A 16,977-nucleotide genomic window follows, 5' to 3' on the forward strand; every position below is an offset into this window, starting at 1 on the left:
CCGTCGGACGCTTCCCAGAGGGAACGCGGCGCGGGCGGTGCCGCCGCGCCTACGGCCGCGGCCCGCCGCCGAAGCTGAGACCGGACGTCTCAAACAGCCGGGTGTAGACGTCCAGGGCGAACCGGTCGGTCATCCCCGCAATGTAGTCGCAGACCACCCGGTATACGTCGGCCCGCTGCAGGCGCTCCTGGGTCACCCGCGGCAGCAGCCGGGGCTGCGCCACGAAGGCCTCGAACAGCCGGCGCACCACCCGCCGCGCCTTTTGCTCCATCTGCAGCTTGTCGGGGTGCAGGTACACCACGTCCCGCAGGTAGGCCGCCAGCTGCAGCAGTTGCTGGTGCAGCAGATCGCTGAGGGTCACCAGGCGGTCCGGATGGTCCATGGCCTGGTCCGCCGAGCGCACTCCGCGGGCCGCGATGCGTCGGGCGGTGGTGACCACCGCATCTTCCACCAGACGGCCGATCATCCACCGGATGGCCTCGCGGATGCGCACGTCCGCCCGCTTGCGCGACCCCGGCGGCAGGAACGCCGCCGCCCGCTCCCCCCGGGGCTCTTCCAGGGTGAGCTCCACCTGGGTGCGGGCCGCCTCGGCCCGGGCCACCAGCCCGTCGGCGGCCCGCACGGCGTCGGCCCACAGCTCGATGTTCTTGGCCGCCAGGTCGTCCTCGTCGGCCAGCCCGATGCGCAACGCGTCGTCCAGGTCGTGGGTGCAGTAGGCGATCATGTCGGCCAGGTCCACCACCTGGGCCTCCAGCGACGGCTGGGCCCGGCCCGCGAACTCGGGCGGCACCACCGGCACGTCATAGATGGTGGCGTGGGTGGCGATCCCCTGGCGGACGGGCCAGGTGAGGTTCAACCCCGGGGCGTGGGCGTAGCGCACCTCCAGCTCGTCCACCACCCGCAGGGACTGCAGGTTGTGCTCGAATCCTCCGTGGTCCGCCATCAGCGCGTGCAGTTCCTGCTCGCCGGCGTGGCCGAAGGGCGGGTGGCCCAGGTCGTGGGCCAGGGCGATGGCCTCCACCAGGTCCACGTTCAACCCCAGGGCCGCCGCGATGCTGCGGGCGATCTGGCTCACCTCCAGGGTGTGGGTCAGGCGCGTGCGGTAGAAGTCGCCCTCGGTGACCACGAAGACCTGGGTCTTGTGCTGCAGGCGCCGGAACGCCGTGGAGTGCAGCACCCGGTCCCGGTCCCGCTGGAACTCGGTGCGGAACCGGTCCGGCGGTTCGTGGTAGCGTCGGGCGGCGCCGACGCTGCGGGTGGCGTAGGGCGCCAGCGTCGCCTCCTCCTGGGCCTCGCGCGCCTGCCGCTCCACCAGGTACTCCATGCGGCCGTCCCGCCCGGAACTTCCGTCCGGATCCCGCCGTCTCCTGTCCGTGCTATACTAAAATCACTCGATGGGACGCAACCAGACCTTCACCGAGCTGGCCATCCGCCTGTTCGACCGCCCGGGCGAGTTCACGGTGCGGGGGCGCTCGACCAAGGCGGTGGTGGCGGCGCTGCTGCGGGGCGCGGCGGTGCACGGACCCTGGTTGCGGCAGGTGGCCCGGTGGGTCGAGGAACTGGCCAGCGACGGCTGGCGGTACCGCGGCTACACCGGGCAGGCCCTGGTCTTCCGATCCACGCGCCCGCTGGATGAGCAGGAAGTGATGGCCTACGTGCGTCGCCGCCTGGGGCAGGACGCGGTCAGTCGGGTGTCGGTGCGCGAGCGCGCCGCACCGCCGGCACGGGCGCGGCCGCCGAAGCTGCCCAAGGCCGACGACGAGCTCACCCGGGAGCTGCGCCGGCTGATCGGAGCCGAGCAGCACCAGGCGGAACTGTACCTGGGCCACCCCACCGAGGAGCTCAGCGAACTCCTGCTGGACATGAGCTTTCTGGCCCAGGAGGCCCTCGAAGATCCCGACGTCTCCGGCCTGATCGACCAGCTCAAGGAGGAGCACGAACACGACGCCCAGTACCGGGACCTGCACGCGCGCTACCTGTCCCTGATGGAGCGGGCCGGGGCCGGCGACCCGGCGGCCGAAGAGGCCTACTGGGACCTGTTCTCCTACATGTCCCGCAAGCTCGCCCGGCTGGTGCCGGCCCTCAGGCAGTTCCTGGAGCGGCGGGGATTTTCGGACCTGTGCGAGCACGAGGCCACCGCGTTCCTCACCGCCGCCCTCTCCCAGGCCCTGTCCATCGTCGAGGAGCACAACGGCGACTGAGCCCCGTCAGTCGGCGGGCCGGACGCGCCGGCCCACCTCCCCCGCCACCACCTGGAGCGCCGCCGCCACCGGCACCGCCAGCAGGGCGCCGGCGATGCCCAGCAGCTTGCCGCCGACGACGAGGGCGAGGATGGTGAGCAGGGGCGACAGCCCCACCGCCCGGCGCATCACCCGGGGAACGATGAAGTTGGCCTCGGCCTGCTGGATCACCGCGTATCCCGCCACCACCAGGAGTACCTTCACCGGAGACTGGAACAGGGCCAGGAAGACGGCCGGGATGGCGCCCAGGACGGGGCCGACCATGGGCACCAGCTCGGTGATGCCGGCGATCAGCCCCAGCAGCACCGGGTAGGGCAGGCCCACAATGCTGGTCCACGCCCAGGCCGCCGCCCCGATGACCAACCCCAGCAGCAGCTGCCCCCGCAGCCACCCCCCGAAGCGCGCCCCGATCTGATCCAGCACGTCGGCCACCGCGGCCCGCTCCCGGCGCGGGAACAGGGCCAGCACCCCCGCCCGGATGGCCGGCCCCTCCACCAGCATGTAGAAAGCGAGGAACAGGACGGTGACCACCGACGCCACCCCGCCCAGGACGCGGAACGCCACGCCGGCGGCCGGCCGGAAGAACCGCCCCAGGGTGGCCAACTCGCGGGGCAGCCGCTCCAGCGGTCCCGCCATATCCGGCAGCCACGGGTAGCGCGCCTGCAGGTCCCGCGCGCGCACCTGCAGCTCCGCCAGCCGGGCCGGGAAGTTGGCCACGAATTCCCGGGTCTCCAGGACCAGGGGCGTCACCAGGATGGCGCCGACACCCAGCAGCAGGACGACGACGGCCAGAAAGACCACCAGGATCGCCGACGCGCGGGACAGGCGCCACCCCCGCGGGGTCCACTGCACGGCCTCCAGCCGGTTGACCACGGGCGACAGGCCGGCGGCGAGGATGGCGGCCACCAGGACGATCAGCAGGATGTCGGTGATCTGCACCAGCAGCCAGGCCACCCCCAGCACCAGGAGGACGGTGAGGACCACCAGCGCCGTGCGGACCACCAGGTCGGTGCGGGCGGACATGTACGCATTACGATTCCGGACCCGGGAGGCGGGGTCCTGCGGAGGAGCACGGACAGCGCGGCGGCGAGCCTGCCGGCGTCCGGCGGCGCGACCGGGATCGTCGGGCGCCTTGTCCGGGGCGGGGGCGGCGGCTAGAATAGGAGTGCGTCGGCGGACAGGTGCCGCCCGTTCCGCGGTAGCTCAACGGTAGAGCGTCCGGCTGTTAACCGGAGGGTTGGAGGTTCGAATCCTCCCCGCGGAGCCAGGATCGCCGGCCGGATCTGCCCGTATTCGTCCCGTATTCTCATGGACCGTACTCCGATGGATCCGGGCGGCAATCCTGGCCGACGACAGGTCGAACCTCCACCCCGAGGGGGGTGCGGGGGAGCGTCAGCTCCCCCAGACAGCAGGGGCAGGCGTCGGAGGGGCTGGCCCATCCGAGGAGGGACCCGTACCATCAGTGAGCCCGACACTCCCGCGCTGTGGGCGCGCCGGCCCACTCTTTCCGTCCGGTGTCCCCGCGGACGGCGTCTGAGACAACAGGGAGAGCACGGCTAGAAGGCCCGAAGTCGCCCGTCTCCTCAGCCACCTCAGGACGCGACTGCAGGGTGCGTTGCTGGTCCCGGGCGACCCGGGGTACGACGAGGTGCGCGCGATCTGGAACGGGATGATCGACCGGCGGCCCGCGGCCATCGCCCGCTGCCTCGGCACGGCCGACGTCATTGCGGGGGTGACGATCGCGCGCGATCACAACCTCCCCCTGTGCATCAAGGGCGGCGGGCACAACATTGCGGGGCTGGCCGTCTGCGACGGCGGGCTCATGCTCGACATGTCGCTCATGCGCGGCATGTGGGTGGACCGGGCCGCGCGGACTGCCCGGGTGCGTGTTGGGCGACGTCGACCGCGAGACTCAGCTGCACGGTCTGGCGACGGTCCTCGGCTTCGTGTCCAATACGGGCGTGGCGGGCCTCACGCTGGGGGGCGGGTTCGGCTATCTCACGCGCCGCTTTGGCTGGACGTCCGACAACGTGCGGGCCATGGACGTCGTCACGGCCGAGGGCCGCGTCGTGCGCGCCAGCGAGAGCGAGAACGCGGACCTCTTCTGGGGCCTCCGCGGCGGGGGCGGTAACTTCGGGGTCGTCACGGGATTCGACTTTGCGCTCCACCCCGTCGGGCCCGAGATCGTGGGGGGCGCGATCGCCTGGCGCCTCGAGGAGGCGGACGATGTGTTCGCACTCTACACGGCAGTCATGGAGACGGCTCCGCCCGAGCTCACCCTCGTCGCCGCCCTCCGCCTGGCCCCGCCGGCGCCATGGCTTCGCCAGGACGTTCACCGACGGCCCATCGTGGCCCTGTTCGCGTGCCACACGGGGCCGACCGACAAGGCGGAGGCGGACATAGCGTCCCTCAAGGCGCTGGGATCGCCCGTCGGCGATACCGTCCAGCGGCGCTCGCATGTCTCCCGGCAGAGTCTGCTCGATGCGACGCAGCCCAAAGGACGCCGCTACTTGTCCTCCCTCACTCCGCGATTGCGCTCTTTCCACTCGGCGGCGCCCTCAACCGGCTGCCGGAGGATCACTCCGCCGTGGGGAACCGGAACGCGACCTATGTCCTCAACGTCACGGCATCGTGGGAGAAGGCCGAAGACGACCACGTGAACATCGAGTGGGCGCGTTCGGCCTGGCGGGACATGCGGCGGTTTTCGACAGGCAGCGTCTACGTGAACTTCCTGACGGAGGAAGAGGATACCGCGCGCATCCGGGCCGCCTACGGGGAAAGCTATGACCGCCTGGTGGATATCAAGACAGCGTGGGACCCGGGCAATCTGTTCCGGATGAACAAGAACATCCCTCCGCGTCCGTCCGCCCCGGGGGCGAGGGGAGAGGCCGCAACCTAGACCGTTTCCACGGCGCTGCGGTGCGGAAAGCCCCCGCGGGGCCATGAGCGCATAGGGCCCGCTGACGCCTCGAGCGGGCCTCACCGGCCGGCGGCCGGCACATGCTCTCTCCTCCGGTGCGGGCAAGGGACGGGATCCTAGCGTCCGGTCTCAAACCACCGGGCTGCCCGCCGCTTCAGCGAACTGATCTGGAATGCGTGCCCCGCCTCGTGCTCGACCAGGTGGAAGACTACCCACTCGGGAGTGACCGCGTAGTCCTCGCCCTGGGGTGCGCGCAGGCGGCGCCACTCATCTCCCGAGAGCTCCCTGATCGCCTCCAGGAAGACCTGTCGGCTGCGGGCCAGGCGCGCGAGGTGCGACTGAAGCGGCTCTCCGAGCACCGGGGTCAGGCGTCCGTCAGGAGTCTGCATGGGATAGGGGAACTCGGACGCCACATCCGCGGGTAACTTCGGCTGAAGCAGAAGGTCGTAGTACAGCCAGCTCATCTCCACCAGGGCGATGTGGTAGAGCAACGAGCCGATGGCGTTCTCCCGCTCGTCCGGACCCTGCCAGTCGAGGGTGCGCTGGTCCAGTCCCTGGACCAGACGCAGTATGTAGCGTCGGCGGACGTCCTGCAGGGCCCACAGCCATCTCCCGACCTCGGGGGGATAGCCGGACAGGAGCTGGATCGCAAGTTCTTCCCGGCCCGTCGGGGTCATCGTGGCCGGACTGTTCTCCCGGCGCAGCGCCGGCTCCTGCCCTGCGGTCGCACCAGGGCCACCGCCCGAGGGGATGGAAGCGGTTGCCCCGCGGGAAGGGGACCGTCCGTCCCGTGCGGCCAGCGGAGCCTTACGACGCGCCCAGGGCCGCCGCCGCCCGCGCGACGTCCTGCTGGGCGACCCAGATGATCATGCCGTAGCGCCCCGCCCCCGCGCCCAGGGCGGTGGCGGCGACGATGTTGATCCCCACGCCGGCCAGCTTGCCGGTGTGCTCGGCGGCCGCTCCCACCCGGTCCTCCCCTTCGATGAAGAACGCCTTTTTCGGGCCCACCAGGCTCAGCCCCGCATCCCGGGCAGCCTGTCGGAACCTGCCCACGTCGGCCGGGACCAGGTCGATCTGCGCCTGTCCGCCCCCTGTGGGAAACGCGTGGTAGGCCAGCAGCAGCACCCCCGCGTCCCGCAGCGCCGACAGGACCCGGAAGCTCTCGCCCGGCCTGTCCGGCACCATCACGTAGAAATACTCTACCTGCCGTACCCGGTCGGCCATGACCCTCCCCCCGCCAATGGTGTACTCCCATGATACCCCGAAAGGGGACAGTCACCATCCGGTGGCGGGGACAGTCACCGGGGCGGCCGGGTGACAGGTACCGCCAGGGCGGGCTCCGGCCTTGCGTGAGTGGAATTGGCCTGCCCCGCCTCCGACGATGGCGCGGGGGACTGTCCCCATCCAGCGACGGGGACTGTCCCCTCGCCAGGCCTGGGGACTGTCCCCACGGTGGCGCGGGGACAGTCACCGGGCGAGCCGGTCCAGGGCGCGGCGGAAGGCTGCGGTGGCCGCAGCGAGGGAGGTCGGGTCGGTGCCGGTCACCACGGCCCCGATCATCAGCGCCCACACCTGGGGGATCTCGCAATACCGCCCCACGTCCTCCGGGGCGATGCGCCGCTGGGCGGGCACGATGAGCCTCTTGCCGGTGACCTTCCCCACCCGCCTCAGCGTCTCGAAGTCGGAGTCGGCCGGCGGCCGGCCATACCCTTCGGGAGGGATCACCGCCGCCTCGACCCACGCCCCTGGTGCGTCCCGGGCAGATGCCAGATAGCCCTCCGCGGCCGAGTGAGGGAGCGCCGGCACCACGGGGAGACCGGCTTCGTACAGGTGCGGCGCCAGATGCGTGACAAACACGTCCAGGAACGCAAAGCCCATCGCCCGGATCACCGGCATCTCCTCAGACGAGACCATCACCTCCTCGCCGGGCACCAGCCCCGTCGGCAGGCCCAGGGCCAGCACTCGCTCCAGCCGCGGCCGTTCCTCCGCCAGCGTCCCGAACGCATGGCCTGATGCCAGGTGGCGCACGTTGACGTGCACCTTCAGGGCGTCCGCGCCGGCGTCCCGCGCCGCCTCCGCCAGCGCGCCGTCGTTGCGGGGCAGGCTGACGATCAGCAGAGGGCGGCGGTCAGGGATCACGGCGGCAGAAACGCCCCCTGCTCCTGCAGGGCCCGGCGCAGGGCGGCAGGATCCACCCGCCGGGGAGGGATTCCCGCGGCCGCCGCCAGGGCCGCCGCCATCCCCGCGGCCTGGCCCACGGCCATGGCGATGGCGGACACCCGGAAGGCGGCGAACGCCTCGTGGGTGGCGGAGATGCAGCGGCCCGCGGTCAGCGCGTTGTCCAGGTTCCGGGGCAGCAGGCAGCGGTACGGGATGGAGTAGTAGTCACCGGGCGGCAGGCGCTTCGCCACCAGCCGCAGGGACGCCGGATCGTGCAGGTCGATGGGGTAGCCGCCGCAGGCCACCGCGTCGGCGAACTTCCGCCCGGACAGGATGTCCTCGGCCGTCAGCACGTAATCGCCCAGCACCCGGCGGCTCTCCCGCACCCCGATCTGCGCCGGGGTCTGCTGCAGGTAGGCGCCGGCAAATCCCGGGATCCGCCGGCGCAGGAACTCCACCACCTGGATGGCCTGGGCGCGCCCTTCCACCTCCGCCGCCATGAGGTCGCGGCCGCGCACGGCGATGCGGTCCACCACCCGCGTGGTGTTCACCACCGCTTCCCCCGGGCGCACCCCCTCGAAGACCAGCAGCCGGTCCCGGGGAATGTTCCACTCGCCCCGCTCCCGCGCCTGGGCCACCAGGCCCCGGAACCCCGCAAACCCGCGCACCCGTAGCGAGCGCAGCCACCGGGGATCGATGCGCTCGTGCACACCCTGCCCGTGCTGCAGGTCCTCGTCGTGGCCGGCCAGGTGGGCCATGACGGCCTCCCAGTCCACGCCGCCCAGAACCAGCATCAGGGTCATGGGCTGGGGCCGTCCGTCCTGGGGCCGGCCGACCTCGAACGGCGCGCCCGCGGCCGCGCTCAGGTCGCCATCGCCGGAGGCGTCCACCCACACCGCCGCCTCCAGGACGTCCGTGCCTCCCTTGTGCCACACCCGCGCCTGCCGGATCCGGCCCCCCTGCGCCTGCGCGTCCACCAGCACGGCGTGCAGCCACAGGTCCACGCCCGAGCCCACCACCATCTCGAGGAGCACGCGCTTGAGGCCCTCGTAGTCAAAGGGGGTCACCGTGTAGCAGAAGTCGATGGGATCGGGGACGTGTCCCGGCGACGCCCCCAGGGCCACCAGGCGGTCCACGATCTCCTGAGGGATCCCGCGCACCACCTGGAGGTCTCCGGCGTGGAATCCCATCATGGGCGCCACCAGGGCTGCCGTCAGCGACCCGCCCAGGACCCCGTAGCGCTCGATGAGCGCGACGTTGGCGCCGTTGCGCGCCGCGGCTACCGCCGCCACCGTCCCCGCCGGGCCGCCACCGATCACGACCACATCGTAGGACACGCTCATGCCTGCCTCCGGCCGGCGCGCCGGGCCGCCGCCTCCCCGGGGATCACGGCGACGTCAATGCGGACCTCAAACAGCCTGTCCCAGGGAAAAGCCACCCGCCGCACCACCACCCGCGCCTGCGGGAACACCGGAGCCAGAGCGTCGGCCCTCTCTGACAGCATCCTGTGGGCCTGCTCCTCGCACCACGCCCGGTGGCTCCCCAGCCCGCCGGGATCTCCTCCCCGCCGCCGGAGCGCGGCGGCCAGGCGGACTCTCACATCGGCCTGGTAGGCCCAGTCGTCCAGCAGCCGGGCGGCCAGGAGCCGGCGGGCGGCCGCCTCATCGCCGTCCAGCGCTCCCCGGCGCGCGAGTGCGACGACCACCGCCTGGGCCAGGGCCGAGCCCAGGGCGTTGGAGCAGGTGTTCCATCCGGCATACGCCGCCACCCCGGCCAGCGACGGCTCCCGGAGCAGCCGGGCCACCAGCGCCCGGTCCGCGCCGTTGGCGAACCGCACGTCGGCCACCGCGACCACCTGCTGCCGGCGGACGGCGTCCCGGACGTCCGCCAGGGCCCGCTCCAGCGACTCCGCCGGCAGGTCCCCGCCCTGGTCGCGGGCCTCTCTTTGACGGTCCTCGAAGTTGTGGACCCACAGCAGCAGGTCGGCGTCCCGCTTCGCCCGCCGGCCCCCGACGCTGGCCACGTGCTCGGCCACCGTCCGGTCCAGCGGTGCGGCCTCGTAGCGAGGGATGCGGCCGGCGTGGGCGGGAAACGTGTAGAGGGTCTTCACCGCGAGAGGGGTCCGGGTGAGATCCACCAGCCAGCGGGCCACAAGCCGCGCCGCCAGCTCGTCGGCTCCGGTGGTCACCAGCGCCCGGGACGGCGCCCGGGCGTCCGCCAGAGCCTGCAGGGCGTCCCGGTCGGCGGCGGCGGGACTGCCGGGGGCGGCATCGTCCTGACCCACCAGCAGGTACCGCCACACTCCCCGGCCGGCGGCCTCGATCAGGCGGGCGTGAAGGGTCCGGAACAGCTGGCGATGGCGGTGCGCAGAGGCGGCGTCGCCCGATGTCCAGTACGCCGCGTCCTCCTCGGTGGGCTGCGCGGGACTGCGGGGGATGACGCTGAATGCGTAGGTGGGCACCCGTGCCGCCAGGTCCGCCAGCCGCGCCAGCCACGGCTCCACGTCCCGCCAGGGGGACTGGGTCTGGCGGGATGCCACCAGCCCGCCACAGCACAGCATCTCCACCGAGACCACCGCGGCGTCCGCCCCGGCGGCCCACCTCTCCAGCCAGGCCCACACGCCGCGCACATCGGCGGGCCGGCGGCGGCCGCCCAGCAGGCCGCGGGGCGGTACCCGCACCCGCGCGCCCGCCGCCCGGGCCAGCTCGGCCGGCAGGTCCGCCGTCACCGGCCGGTCGTCCAGGGGTACCAGGACCAGCACCGGACGCCTCACCGGATCGCCCCCAGGGTCAGCCCGCGCATGAAGTACCGCTGGGTGAACAGGAACAGGACGATCACCGGGACGCTGGCCAGGACGGTGCCGGCGGCGATGTAGCGGGTGTTGTGGGCGAACACCCCCCGCAGGTACAGCAGGCCGGCCGCCAGCGGGTACTTGTCGGGAGTTTTCAGGACGATGATGGGCCACAGGAAACTGTTCCAGAACGCCACGAACTGGAAGATGGCCAGGGTGGCCAGCGCCGGCGCCGCCAGCGGCAGCATGATGCGCCACCAGATGGTCAGCTCTCCGGCGCCGTCGATGCGGGCGGCGTCCTCCAGCTCCCGGGGCACCATCAGGTAGGCCTGGCGGATGAGGAAGATGCCCACGATGCTGGCCACGCTGGGCAGGTACACCGCCGCGTAGGTGTCCACCAGATGCAGTTTCATCATCGTGAGGAAGTTGACGATGAGCCCCACGTGCTCGGGCAGCATCAGCATCGCCAGGATGGCGTAGAAGATGGCCGTGCGCCCGGGGAAGCGCATGCGGGCCAGAGGGTAGGCGGCCAGAGAGCATACCACCAGCGTCAGCCCCACCCCCAGCCCGGCGATCAGCACCGTGTTCAGGGTGTACCGGGGCAGCGGCAGGGTCTCCCACACGCCCCGGTAGTGCGCCCCGGTGAGCGGCCAGGGCCCCAGGTCAGGCGGGAAGGCGAAGACCGGCCCGGTCGGCTTGAGGGACACCAGCAGCGTCCACGCCAGCGGAAAGACGGTGAGCACCGCCACCGCCGTCAGCCCCGCGTACCACAGCAGGGCGCCCCCCAGGCGGCCCGGCCGGCGGCGCGGTGCGGAGGACGTCACTCGTATCCCTCCAGCCCGCCGTGGCGGAACAGGCGGACGTTGACCGCCGAGAAGGCCAGCAGCACCGCGGCCAGGACCAGGGCCAGGGCCGCCGCGTAGCCCATGTCCAGCTCCTCGAAGGCGGTGTCGAAGATGTACATGAACATGGTGTACGTGCTGTAGAACGGACCGCCCCGGGTCATCACGTAGATCTCCTCGAAGACCTTCACCGCCGCCATGGTGGACAGCAAGCAGCCCAGCAACAGGTAGGGCCGCAGCAGAGGCACCGTGATGCGCCAGAACACCTGGCTGCGGGACGCCCCGTCCAGGTGGGCCGCCTCCTCATACTCGGGCGGGACCGCCTGCAGGCCGGCCAGGTAGATCACCATGTACCACCCCAGGCCCTTCCACAGGGTGACGAACATGACGGCGTACAGCGCCAGGGTGGGATGGGTCAGCCAGGAGAAGGGACGGTCCAGCACCCCCAGCGCCCGCAGGACGAAGTTGACCACGCCCTGCTGGTCGTACATCCACGTCCACACGATGCCGGCCACAGGCCAGGACGTGATCACCGGAATGTAGTAGGCGGCCCGGAACGCCCGAATGCCCCGCAGCGGCCGGTTGACCGCCACCGCCAGCACCAGGCTGCACAACTGGATGACCGGCACCACCAGCACGTAGCGGGCCGAGTTGGCCAGGGCGGTCCAGAAGTAGCGGTCGGCCAGCAGGCGCTGGAACTGGCGCAGCCCCACGTAGCGGGGCGGGGAGAGGACGTCGTAGTCAAAGAGGCTGAGAACCGTGCCCACCAGGACCGGGTACACGGTGAAGATCCCCAGCAGCGCCAGCGCCGGCAGCAGGAACAGATACGCGACGACCGTCTGCCGGGCGCGGGCGCTCACGGACAGCCCTCCAGGGCGGTCAGTGCGAACACCGCCGGGCTGGCCCGGCCACCGGCGGAGGCGAACGTCACCGCGCGCACCACCTTCGCGGGGTCCGGATTGCGCCACCACAGGACCTGCAGGTTGACCTCCACCCCGGCCCGGGTGCGTCCGGTCCAGGCCACCTGCTGTTCGATGGAGGCCACTCCTCGCTCGGGGTCCACCAGCCAGCTGGAGATCTCCCGGCCATACCGCAGGGGGATGTCCGCCGGCTCCGCGCCCACCCGGTGGACGGTGTACGCGCCCACCACCTCCCCGAACGGCGCGCTGTCCAGGGTCGCATGGAGGACGGCCAGGCAGGCGGCCGGCGCCCCCACCGGGACGGTCACCCGGGCCGGCAGGTCTGCGGCCACGTCGCGCTCGCCCCGCAGCATCACCACGCTGGGACCGCGCCGGGGGTCCAGGATGTCGAACAGCACCCCCGCCAGCCGCTGGCGGCCGGGGGCCAGCGCCCGCAGGTCAAACTCCGGCCCCTTGCCCAGCCATCCGGTCCCGTCGTCGTCCACGTGGCGGCGGGTGGCCGCCCGGGAGAGGTCCACCGGACGGCCGGGGATGGAAGCCGGGAGGGGCCGGGGCGCCCAGGCGTCGGCAAACCGGCGGGCCAGCTCCGCGTCCTGGACGGTGGCCGGGTCCGGGGCAAAGGGGTTCCAGAAGTAGTTGGCCGCCGTGAGGTAGGTATACAGCTGCCGGTAAGCCCGGGTGAGGCTGGCCCGGTTCTGGAACTGCCCCGTCCAGGTGGTCCGGATCATCCCCAGGGCGCCCGCAGCGTACGCGGCCCGGCTGAACTCCACCGTGTTGCGCAGGCGGTACCAGGTCGCTCCCATCACGGGAAAGCCTTCCCGGCGGAAGTGCTCCACCTCGGGATACGCCGCCGCGTCCTCATACTTCCAGGGCACCACCACCAGGTCCCGGGGCAGCGCCCGGTAGGCCTCCAGGGCGACCGCCTCGGCGCGGCGCTCGTACAGCACGTCGCCCCACACCATGGTCCGCACGCCGCGCTGGCGCAGGAAGGCGTCCAGGGCGGAGATGTCCCGCAGATACAGGCCCAGGTCCATGGTCGCGCCGCCGGGGCCTCGCACCTCGTCGTGGCCGATGTGCAGCATCACCGGCCGGAACAGGTCCACCGCCTCCTCCAGCACGGGCAGGACCAGCGCCTCCACGATGGTGGCGGAGGCGTCGGCGGTCAGCGGGCGGCGGGGGTCGTACACCGACGGGTAGACTCCCCGCACCCGGTCGCAGGTCAGCTGCGGCCGCGATCCTTCCAGGGGCGGGGGCAGGTAGGCGATCTGCCGACATACCGCGGGGTCGCGCAGCCCCGCAAACACCCACTCGCTGTGGCCCAGGGTGGCTACCAGAGGGATGACGTCCATGTGGTGCTGCCGCGCCGCCTCCAGCAGCGCCCGGACCTGGGCCTTGGAGGCGCCGCGGGGGTCGGGGGACCACAGCGGCCGCCCGCTGTCCCACTGGACGTGGTGGGCTTCGGCCACGATGGTGGTGAACTTGAACGGCGCCAGGATGCGGTCCACCAGAGCACCGTGAATCTCCTCGCTGGCCGCGTCCAGCAGGATGTGCACCGCCCGCACCCGGTGGGCCGGCCAATCCCGGATGGTGACCGCCGGCACGGCGATGCCGTCCCCACTGCGCCGCAGCAGCTGGCGGAGCGTCTGCACGCCGTAGAACGTCCCCCTCCGGTCCGATCCGGCCACCACCACACCGCGGGGGCCTGCGTGCAGCACGTAGCCTTGGGGGCCGGGCGAGTCGGGTGTCACCACCAGCCCCGACGCCAGCAGCAGCCGGGCCGACGCCGGGTTCAGCCAGGGCTCGCCGATGGCGATGACGGGAGCCGGCCAACGCGCCTGGAAGGCGCGCACGACGGGCAGGGTGAGCCCGAATCGGGCCTGTAGCTCCTCGTTCAGCTCCCGGGCGGCGAACAGGTCCTCGGCGGCGGCCTCCTCGCCGACCACGATCGGGGTGCCGGCCGTCAGCGCGAGCTGCCCGCGCCCCCACCGCACCTGGCGGGGGGCGGGCCACACATCGCCCGCGGCCGGCGGGACGAAGGCGTCGGGGGTGACCGGCCCCGCGGTCACGGACACCGCCAGCAGCAGAATCAGCAGCGCAACGGGAAGGACTACAGACGCGCGTTCCACTCGCGCACGGCCCAGTCCAGCGCGTCCCTGGGCGACATCCGGCCGAAGAACGCGCTCTCGACGGCCTCGCGGAAGATCTTGTACAGCTCGCCCTGATTGGGGATCACCAGGGTGAGGTCCCGGGCGTAGCGCAGCTGGTCGGCGGCCACGGCCCGGGCCTTCCACTCGGGGCCGGGGCCTTTCTGACGGAAGAAGGGATCGGCGGCCGCCCGGCGGGTGGAGGGGAAGACCACCACCAGCCGGCTGAAGGCCAGCTGGTTGTCGTCGTTGGTCACGTACAGGGCAAACCGGACCGCCTCTCCGGCGTGGCGGCTGGCCCGGGGCACGGCCAGCACCATCAGGCCGCTGTGGATGATCCGCGCCTTGCCCACCGGGTAGGGGCCGACGAAGGTCCGGGCGTACACGTCCGGGTTGCTCACCTTCACCCGCTCGAGGAACTGCGGCCCCACCACCAGCATCCCCAGCTGGCCGGCGCTGTAGCGCTCCACCGCGCCCAGAAAGCCCCGGCGCAGGGTGTCGTCGGGGAAGTAGTCCTCCCGGAACAGCCGCACGTACTGCTGCAGGTAGGCCACGTGGGCCGGCGAGTTGAACACCGCCCGCCGCCCGTCGGGGCTCAACACGGGCAGGCCGTTTTCCAGGAAGCGGTGGATCAGGCGCGTGCCGTCCACCAGAGGCATGAACCCGTACACCCCGGTGCGGTCCTTGATGCGGATCGCCGCCGCCACCATCTCGCCCTCGGTACCCGGGGGCTCCAGGGGGTCCAGGCCGGCCCGGCGGAACAGGTCCACGTTGTAGATCAGGACCGGGGGCGCGATGTACCAGGGGATGCCGTACGACCGCCCCCGCACCCGCGTGCTGGCCCACAGGCCGTCAAAGTACTTCTCCCGCTCCTGCGCCGGGACCGCGCCGTCCATGTCCACCAGGGCGCCGCGGGCGGCGAGCCGGGCCGCAAACTCCATGTTGAGGTTGACCACGTCCGGGGCAACCCCGCCGGCGACGGCCGCCAGCAACTTCTGCTCGATGGCCTGGATCTGCACGTCCACCCAGCGGATCTCCACGCCCGGATGGGCGGCCTCATACGCGCGGACGAGGCCGGTGACGTAGTCGGTGAAGAACGGCTGCAGGGAGATGGTCCAGAATTCCAGGGGCACGCGGGGGCCGGCCCACCCGGTCGCGGTAAGCAGGGCGAGGGTGACAACCAGCAGCACGGCGCGTGGCGGAATCCTCATGACCGGCCACCCCTCGGTTTCTTGCCCTGAGGTGACCCTCCCTGCTCTGCCGCGCGGCGGGATGGACCCGCCATCGGCCTACAGTTCCGCCCGGTGTCCCCGAGGGTACAGGCCCGGGAGGGCCACGGGCAGGCGTCCGGTGGGACGCACCTGACCCGCCAGGACGCGGGCCACGGCGGTCAGGCTGGCGGGGTCGGGACCGTAGGCCGCCAGGTAGGTCGACACCCGGGGAAACGCCATCAGCTCATACGGGGCGCCCAGACCGACCACCACCAGCCGCTCGCCCACGCGATCCGCCAGACCGGCCACCTCTGCGGCGGGGTGAATCCCGCGGCCCGACGTGACGGCCACCACGACGCCGGAGACGGCCTCAAAGGCCGCAGCCGGGTGCAGCTCGGCCCGCAGGCCGACAGCCCGCAGCGCGTCCGCCAGAGACGACGCGACCGGGTCCAGGGGGGATGCCAGGTCCACAACCGCCACCCGGCCGGAAGAGATCGGCACCAGCCCGCGCGCGCAGCGGACCATCGTCACAGCCCGGTCGGCGATCGCCTGGGCGATCTGCCGGTGGGCGGGCAGGCCGACGGGGGCCGCGTCGGCGCGCGCAGGGATCCGGTCCTTCACGGCCCGGATGCGCCGGGCCGTCATCCGCAGCATCTGCGGGTCCAGGCGTCCGTCGGCGGCGGCCTGCCGCAGGGCCCGCAGGGTGTCCCACTGCTCGGCCTCGGACCCGCAGGCCAGGAGCAGGTCCACCCCCGCGCGCACGGCGGCCACCGCGGCCTCGCCCCGCGACCAGCGGTCCAGAGCCTTCATGGCCAGCGAGTCGGTAATCACCAAGCCATCCCAGCCCAGCTCGCCGCGCAGCACGCCCCCGATGACGGCGCCGGACAGACTGGCCGGAAACTCCGGGTCCAGGGCGGGCACCAGCAGGTGGCCCACCATCACGGCGGACGCACCCGCCTGCAGCACGCGAGCGAACGGCACCAGGTCCTCGCGTTCCAGCGCCGCGCGGTCCTTGCGGATGACCGGCAGGCTCAGGTGCGAGTCGTCCGCGGTGGCGCCGTGACCGGGAAAGTGCTTGGGGGTCACCAGCACGCCTTCGCCGGAGGCGGCGGTGGCGTAGGCCGTCCCCAGCAGGGCCACCTGCTCGGGATCATCCCCGAACGCGCGCGCGCCGATGATGGGGTTTGCCGGCATGGCGTTGACGTCCAGGACCGGCGCGTGGTTGACGGTCACACCCACAGCCCGCAGTTCCCGCGCGGTGATCAGGCCAGCCGCGCCGGCATCCTCCGCGCGCCCGGTGGCGGCAATGGCCATCGGAGAGGGAAAGACAGTCACACCCTCGCGCAGCCGGTTGACGGCACCCCCCTCCTGATCGACGGTGACCAGCAGAGGCGGCAGGCCGGCGGAGGCCGCCATGGATTGCAGGTCCGCGGTCAGGGCGCGCACCTGATCGGGGGAACGCACGTTCTTGTCGAACAGGATGACGCCGCCGATCCGGCCCTCCCGGACTAGCCTCTCCAGACCGGAGGTGATCTCCGGTCCGGAAAAGTCCACGATGACGTGCTGCCCGACGTCGTCGGCGAGAGAGGTCATACGCTCCGACCGCGCTTTCGGCGCCCGGGGGCCGGCTCCTGTCCGCTCCCCCGGGGTCTGTCCCTGGTGGGGACAGACCCCACGGGGGACAGACCCCAGCGGGGACAGACCCCGATGTGTCCCTGGTGGGGACAGACTCCACCGGGGACAGACCCC

14 protein-coding genes, 1 tRNA gene and 1 pseudogene are annotated in these 16,977 nt (G+C 72.2%); 4 read left to right on the forward strand and 12 right to left on the reverse strand.

Translation table 11 applies throughout. The annotated features are described in order from the left end of the window. Positions 1–49: 49 nt before the first annotated feature. The gene (locus RB150_09370) at positions 50–1,324 is read right to left on the reverse strand and encodes a deoxyguanosinetriphosphate triphosphohydrolase (GenBank protein ID MDQ7820747.1); all 1,275 of its coding nucleotides are present in this window, start codon (positions 1,322–1,324) and stop codon (positions 50–52) included. A gap of 70 nt (positions 1,325–1,394) precedes the next feature. Between RB150_09370 and RB150_09375 the strand changes: the two genes are divergently transcribed. Continuing rightward, the gene (locus RB150_09375; protein MDQ7820748.1) at positions 1,395–2,201 is read left to right on the forward strand and encodes a hypothetical protein; all 807 of its coding nucleotides are present in this window, start codon (positions 1,395–1,397) and stop codon (positions 2,199–2,201) included. 6 nt (positions 2,202–2,207) lie between these two features. Here the strand turns inward: RB150_09375 and RB150_09380 are convergent, their stop codons facing one another. Beyond that, a complete protein-coding gene (locus tag RB150_09380) occupies positions 2,208–3,263 on the reverse strand; it encodes an AI-2E family transporter (GenBank protein ID MDQ7820749.1) in 1,056 nt (351 codons plus the stop codon). Positions 3,264–3,432: 169 nt separating this feature from the next. On the opposite strand from RB150_09380, the gene RB150_09385 reads away from it, so the two are divergent. The 3 genes and pseudogenes from RB150_09385 (at position 3,433) to RB150_09395 (ending at position 5,139) form a co-directional block, all read left to right on the forward strand. Beyond that, a tRNA-Asn gene (locus RB150_09385) sits at positions 3,433–3,507 on the forward strand. A gap of 402 nt (positions 3,508–3,909) precedes the next feature. After that, positions 3,910–4,900 (forward strand): annotated as a pseudogene (locus RB150_09390) (FAD-binding oxidoreductase). Next, the gene (locus RB150_09395; GenBank protein ID MDQ7820750.1) at positions 4,897–5,139 is read left to right on the forward strand and encodes a BBE domain-containing protein; all 243 of its coding nucleotides are present in this window, start codon (positions 4,897–4,899) and stop codon (positions 5,137–5,139) included. The pseudogene RB150_09390 and the gene RB150_09395 overlap by 4 nt, the downstream one beginning before the upstream one ends. Positions 5,140–5,276: 137 nt before the next feature. On the opposite strand, the gene RB150_09400 is transcribed toward RB150_09395, so the two are convergent. The 10 genes from RB150_09400 to nagZ all read right to left on the reverse strand — a co-directional run bounded on the left by RB150_09400 (position 5,277) and on the right by nagZ (position 16,821). Then, complete coding sequence (locus tag RB150_09400) at positions 5,277–5,837, reverse strand: DinB family protein (protein ID MDQ7820751.1); 561 nt, start codon at positions 5,835–5,837, stop codon at positions 5,277–5,279. A gap of 130 nt (positions 5,838–5,967) precedes the next feature. After that, positions 5,968–6,384, reverse strand: coding sequence for a hypothetical protein (locus RB150_09405; GenBank protein ID MDQ7820752.1), 417 nt, complete (start codon positions 6,382–6,384; stop codon positions 5,968–5,970). Positions 6,385–6,627: 243 nt separating this feature from the next. Then, on the reverse strand, positions 6,628–7,299 hold the full coding sequence (locus RB150_09410; GenBank protein MDQ7820753.1) for a hypothetical protein: 672 nt from the start codon (positions 7,297–7,299) through the stop codon (positions 6,628–6,630). Then, on the reverse strand, positions 7,296–8,663 hold the full coding sequence (locus tag RB150_09415; GenBank protein MDQ7820754.1) for an FAD-dependent oxidoreductase: 1,368 nt from the start codon (positions 8,661–8,663) through the stop codon (positions 7,296–7,298). Before RB150_09415 ends, RB150_09410 begins: the two co-directional genes overlap by 4 nt. Then, positions 8,660–10,081: a DUF4127 family protein gene (locus RB150_09420; GenBank protein MDQ7820755.1), complete on the reverse strand. Its 1,422-nt coding sequence runs from the start codon at positions 10,079–10,081 to the stop codon at positions 8,660–8,662. Before RB150_09420 ends, RB150_09415 begins: the two co-directional genes overlap by 4 nt. 8 nt (positions 10,082–10,089) lie before the next feature. After that, positions 10,090–10,935, reverse strand: coding sequence for a carbohydrate ABC transporter permease (locus tag RB150_09425; protein ID MDQ7820756.1), 846 nt, complete (start codon positions 10,933–10,935; stop codon positions 10,090–10,092). Beyond that, entirely contained in the window at positions 10,932–11,813 is an 882-nt protein-coding gene (locus RB150_09430) for a sugar ABC transporter permease (GenBank protein MDQ7820757.1), read from the reverse strand. Before RB150_09430 ends, RB150_09425 begins: the two co-directional genes overlap by 4 nt. After that, a complete protein-coding gene (locus RB150_09435; GenBank protein ID MDQ7820758.1) occupies positions 11,810–13,999 on the reverse strand; it encodes a beta-N-acetylhexosaminidase in 2,190 nt (729 codons plus the stop codon). The genes RB150_09430 and RB150_09435 overlap by 4 nt, the downstream gene beginning before the upstream one ends. After that, positions 13,981–15,228, reverse strand: a complete 1,248-nt coding sequence (locus RB150_09440) for a sugar ABC transporter substrate-binding protein (protein MDQ7820759.1) — start codon at positions 15,226–15,228, stop codon at positions 13,981–13,983. Before RB150_09440 ends, RB150_09435 begins: the two co-directional genes overlap by 19 nt. 78 nt (positions 15,229–15,306) lie before the next feature. Continuing rightward, positions 15,307–16,821, reverse strand: coding sequence for a beta-N-acetylhexosaminidase (gene nagZ / locus RB150_09445; GenBank protein ID MDQ7820760.1), 1,515 nt, complete (start codon positions 16,819–16,821; stop codon positions 15,307–15,309). Between the last annotated feature and the right edge of the window lie 156 nt (positions 16,822–16,977).

Source organism: Armatimonadota bacterium (assembly GCA_031081675.1).
In the GTDB taxonomy this organism is placed as follows: domain Bacteria; phylum Sysuimicrobiota; class Sysuimicrobiia; order Sysuimicrobiales; family Kaftiobacteriaceae; genus Calidihabitans; species Calidihabitans tengchongensis.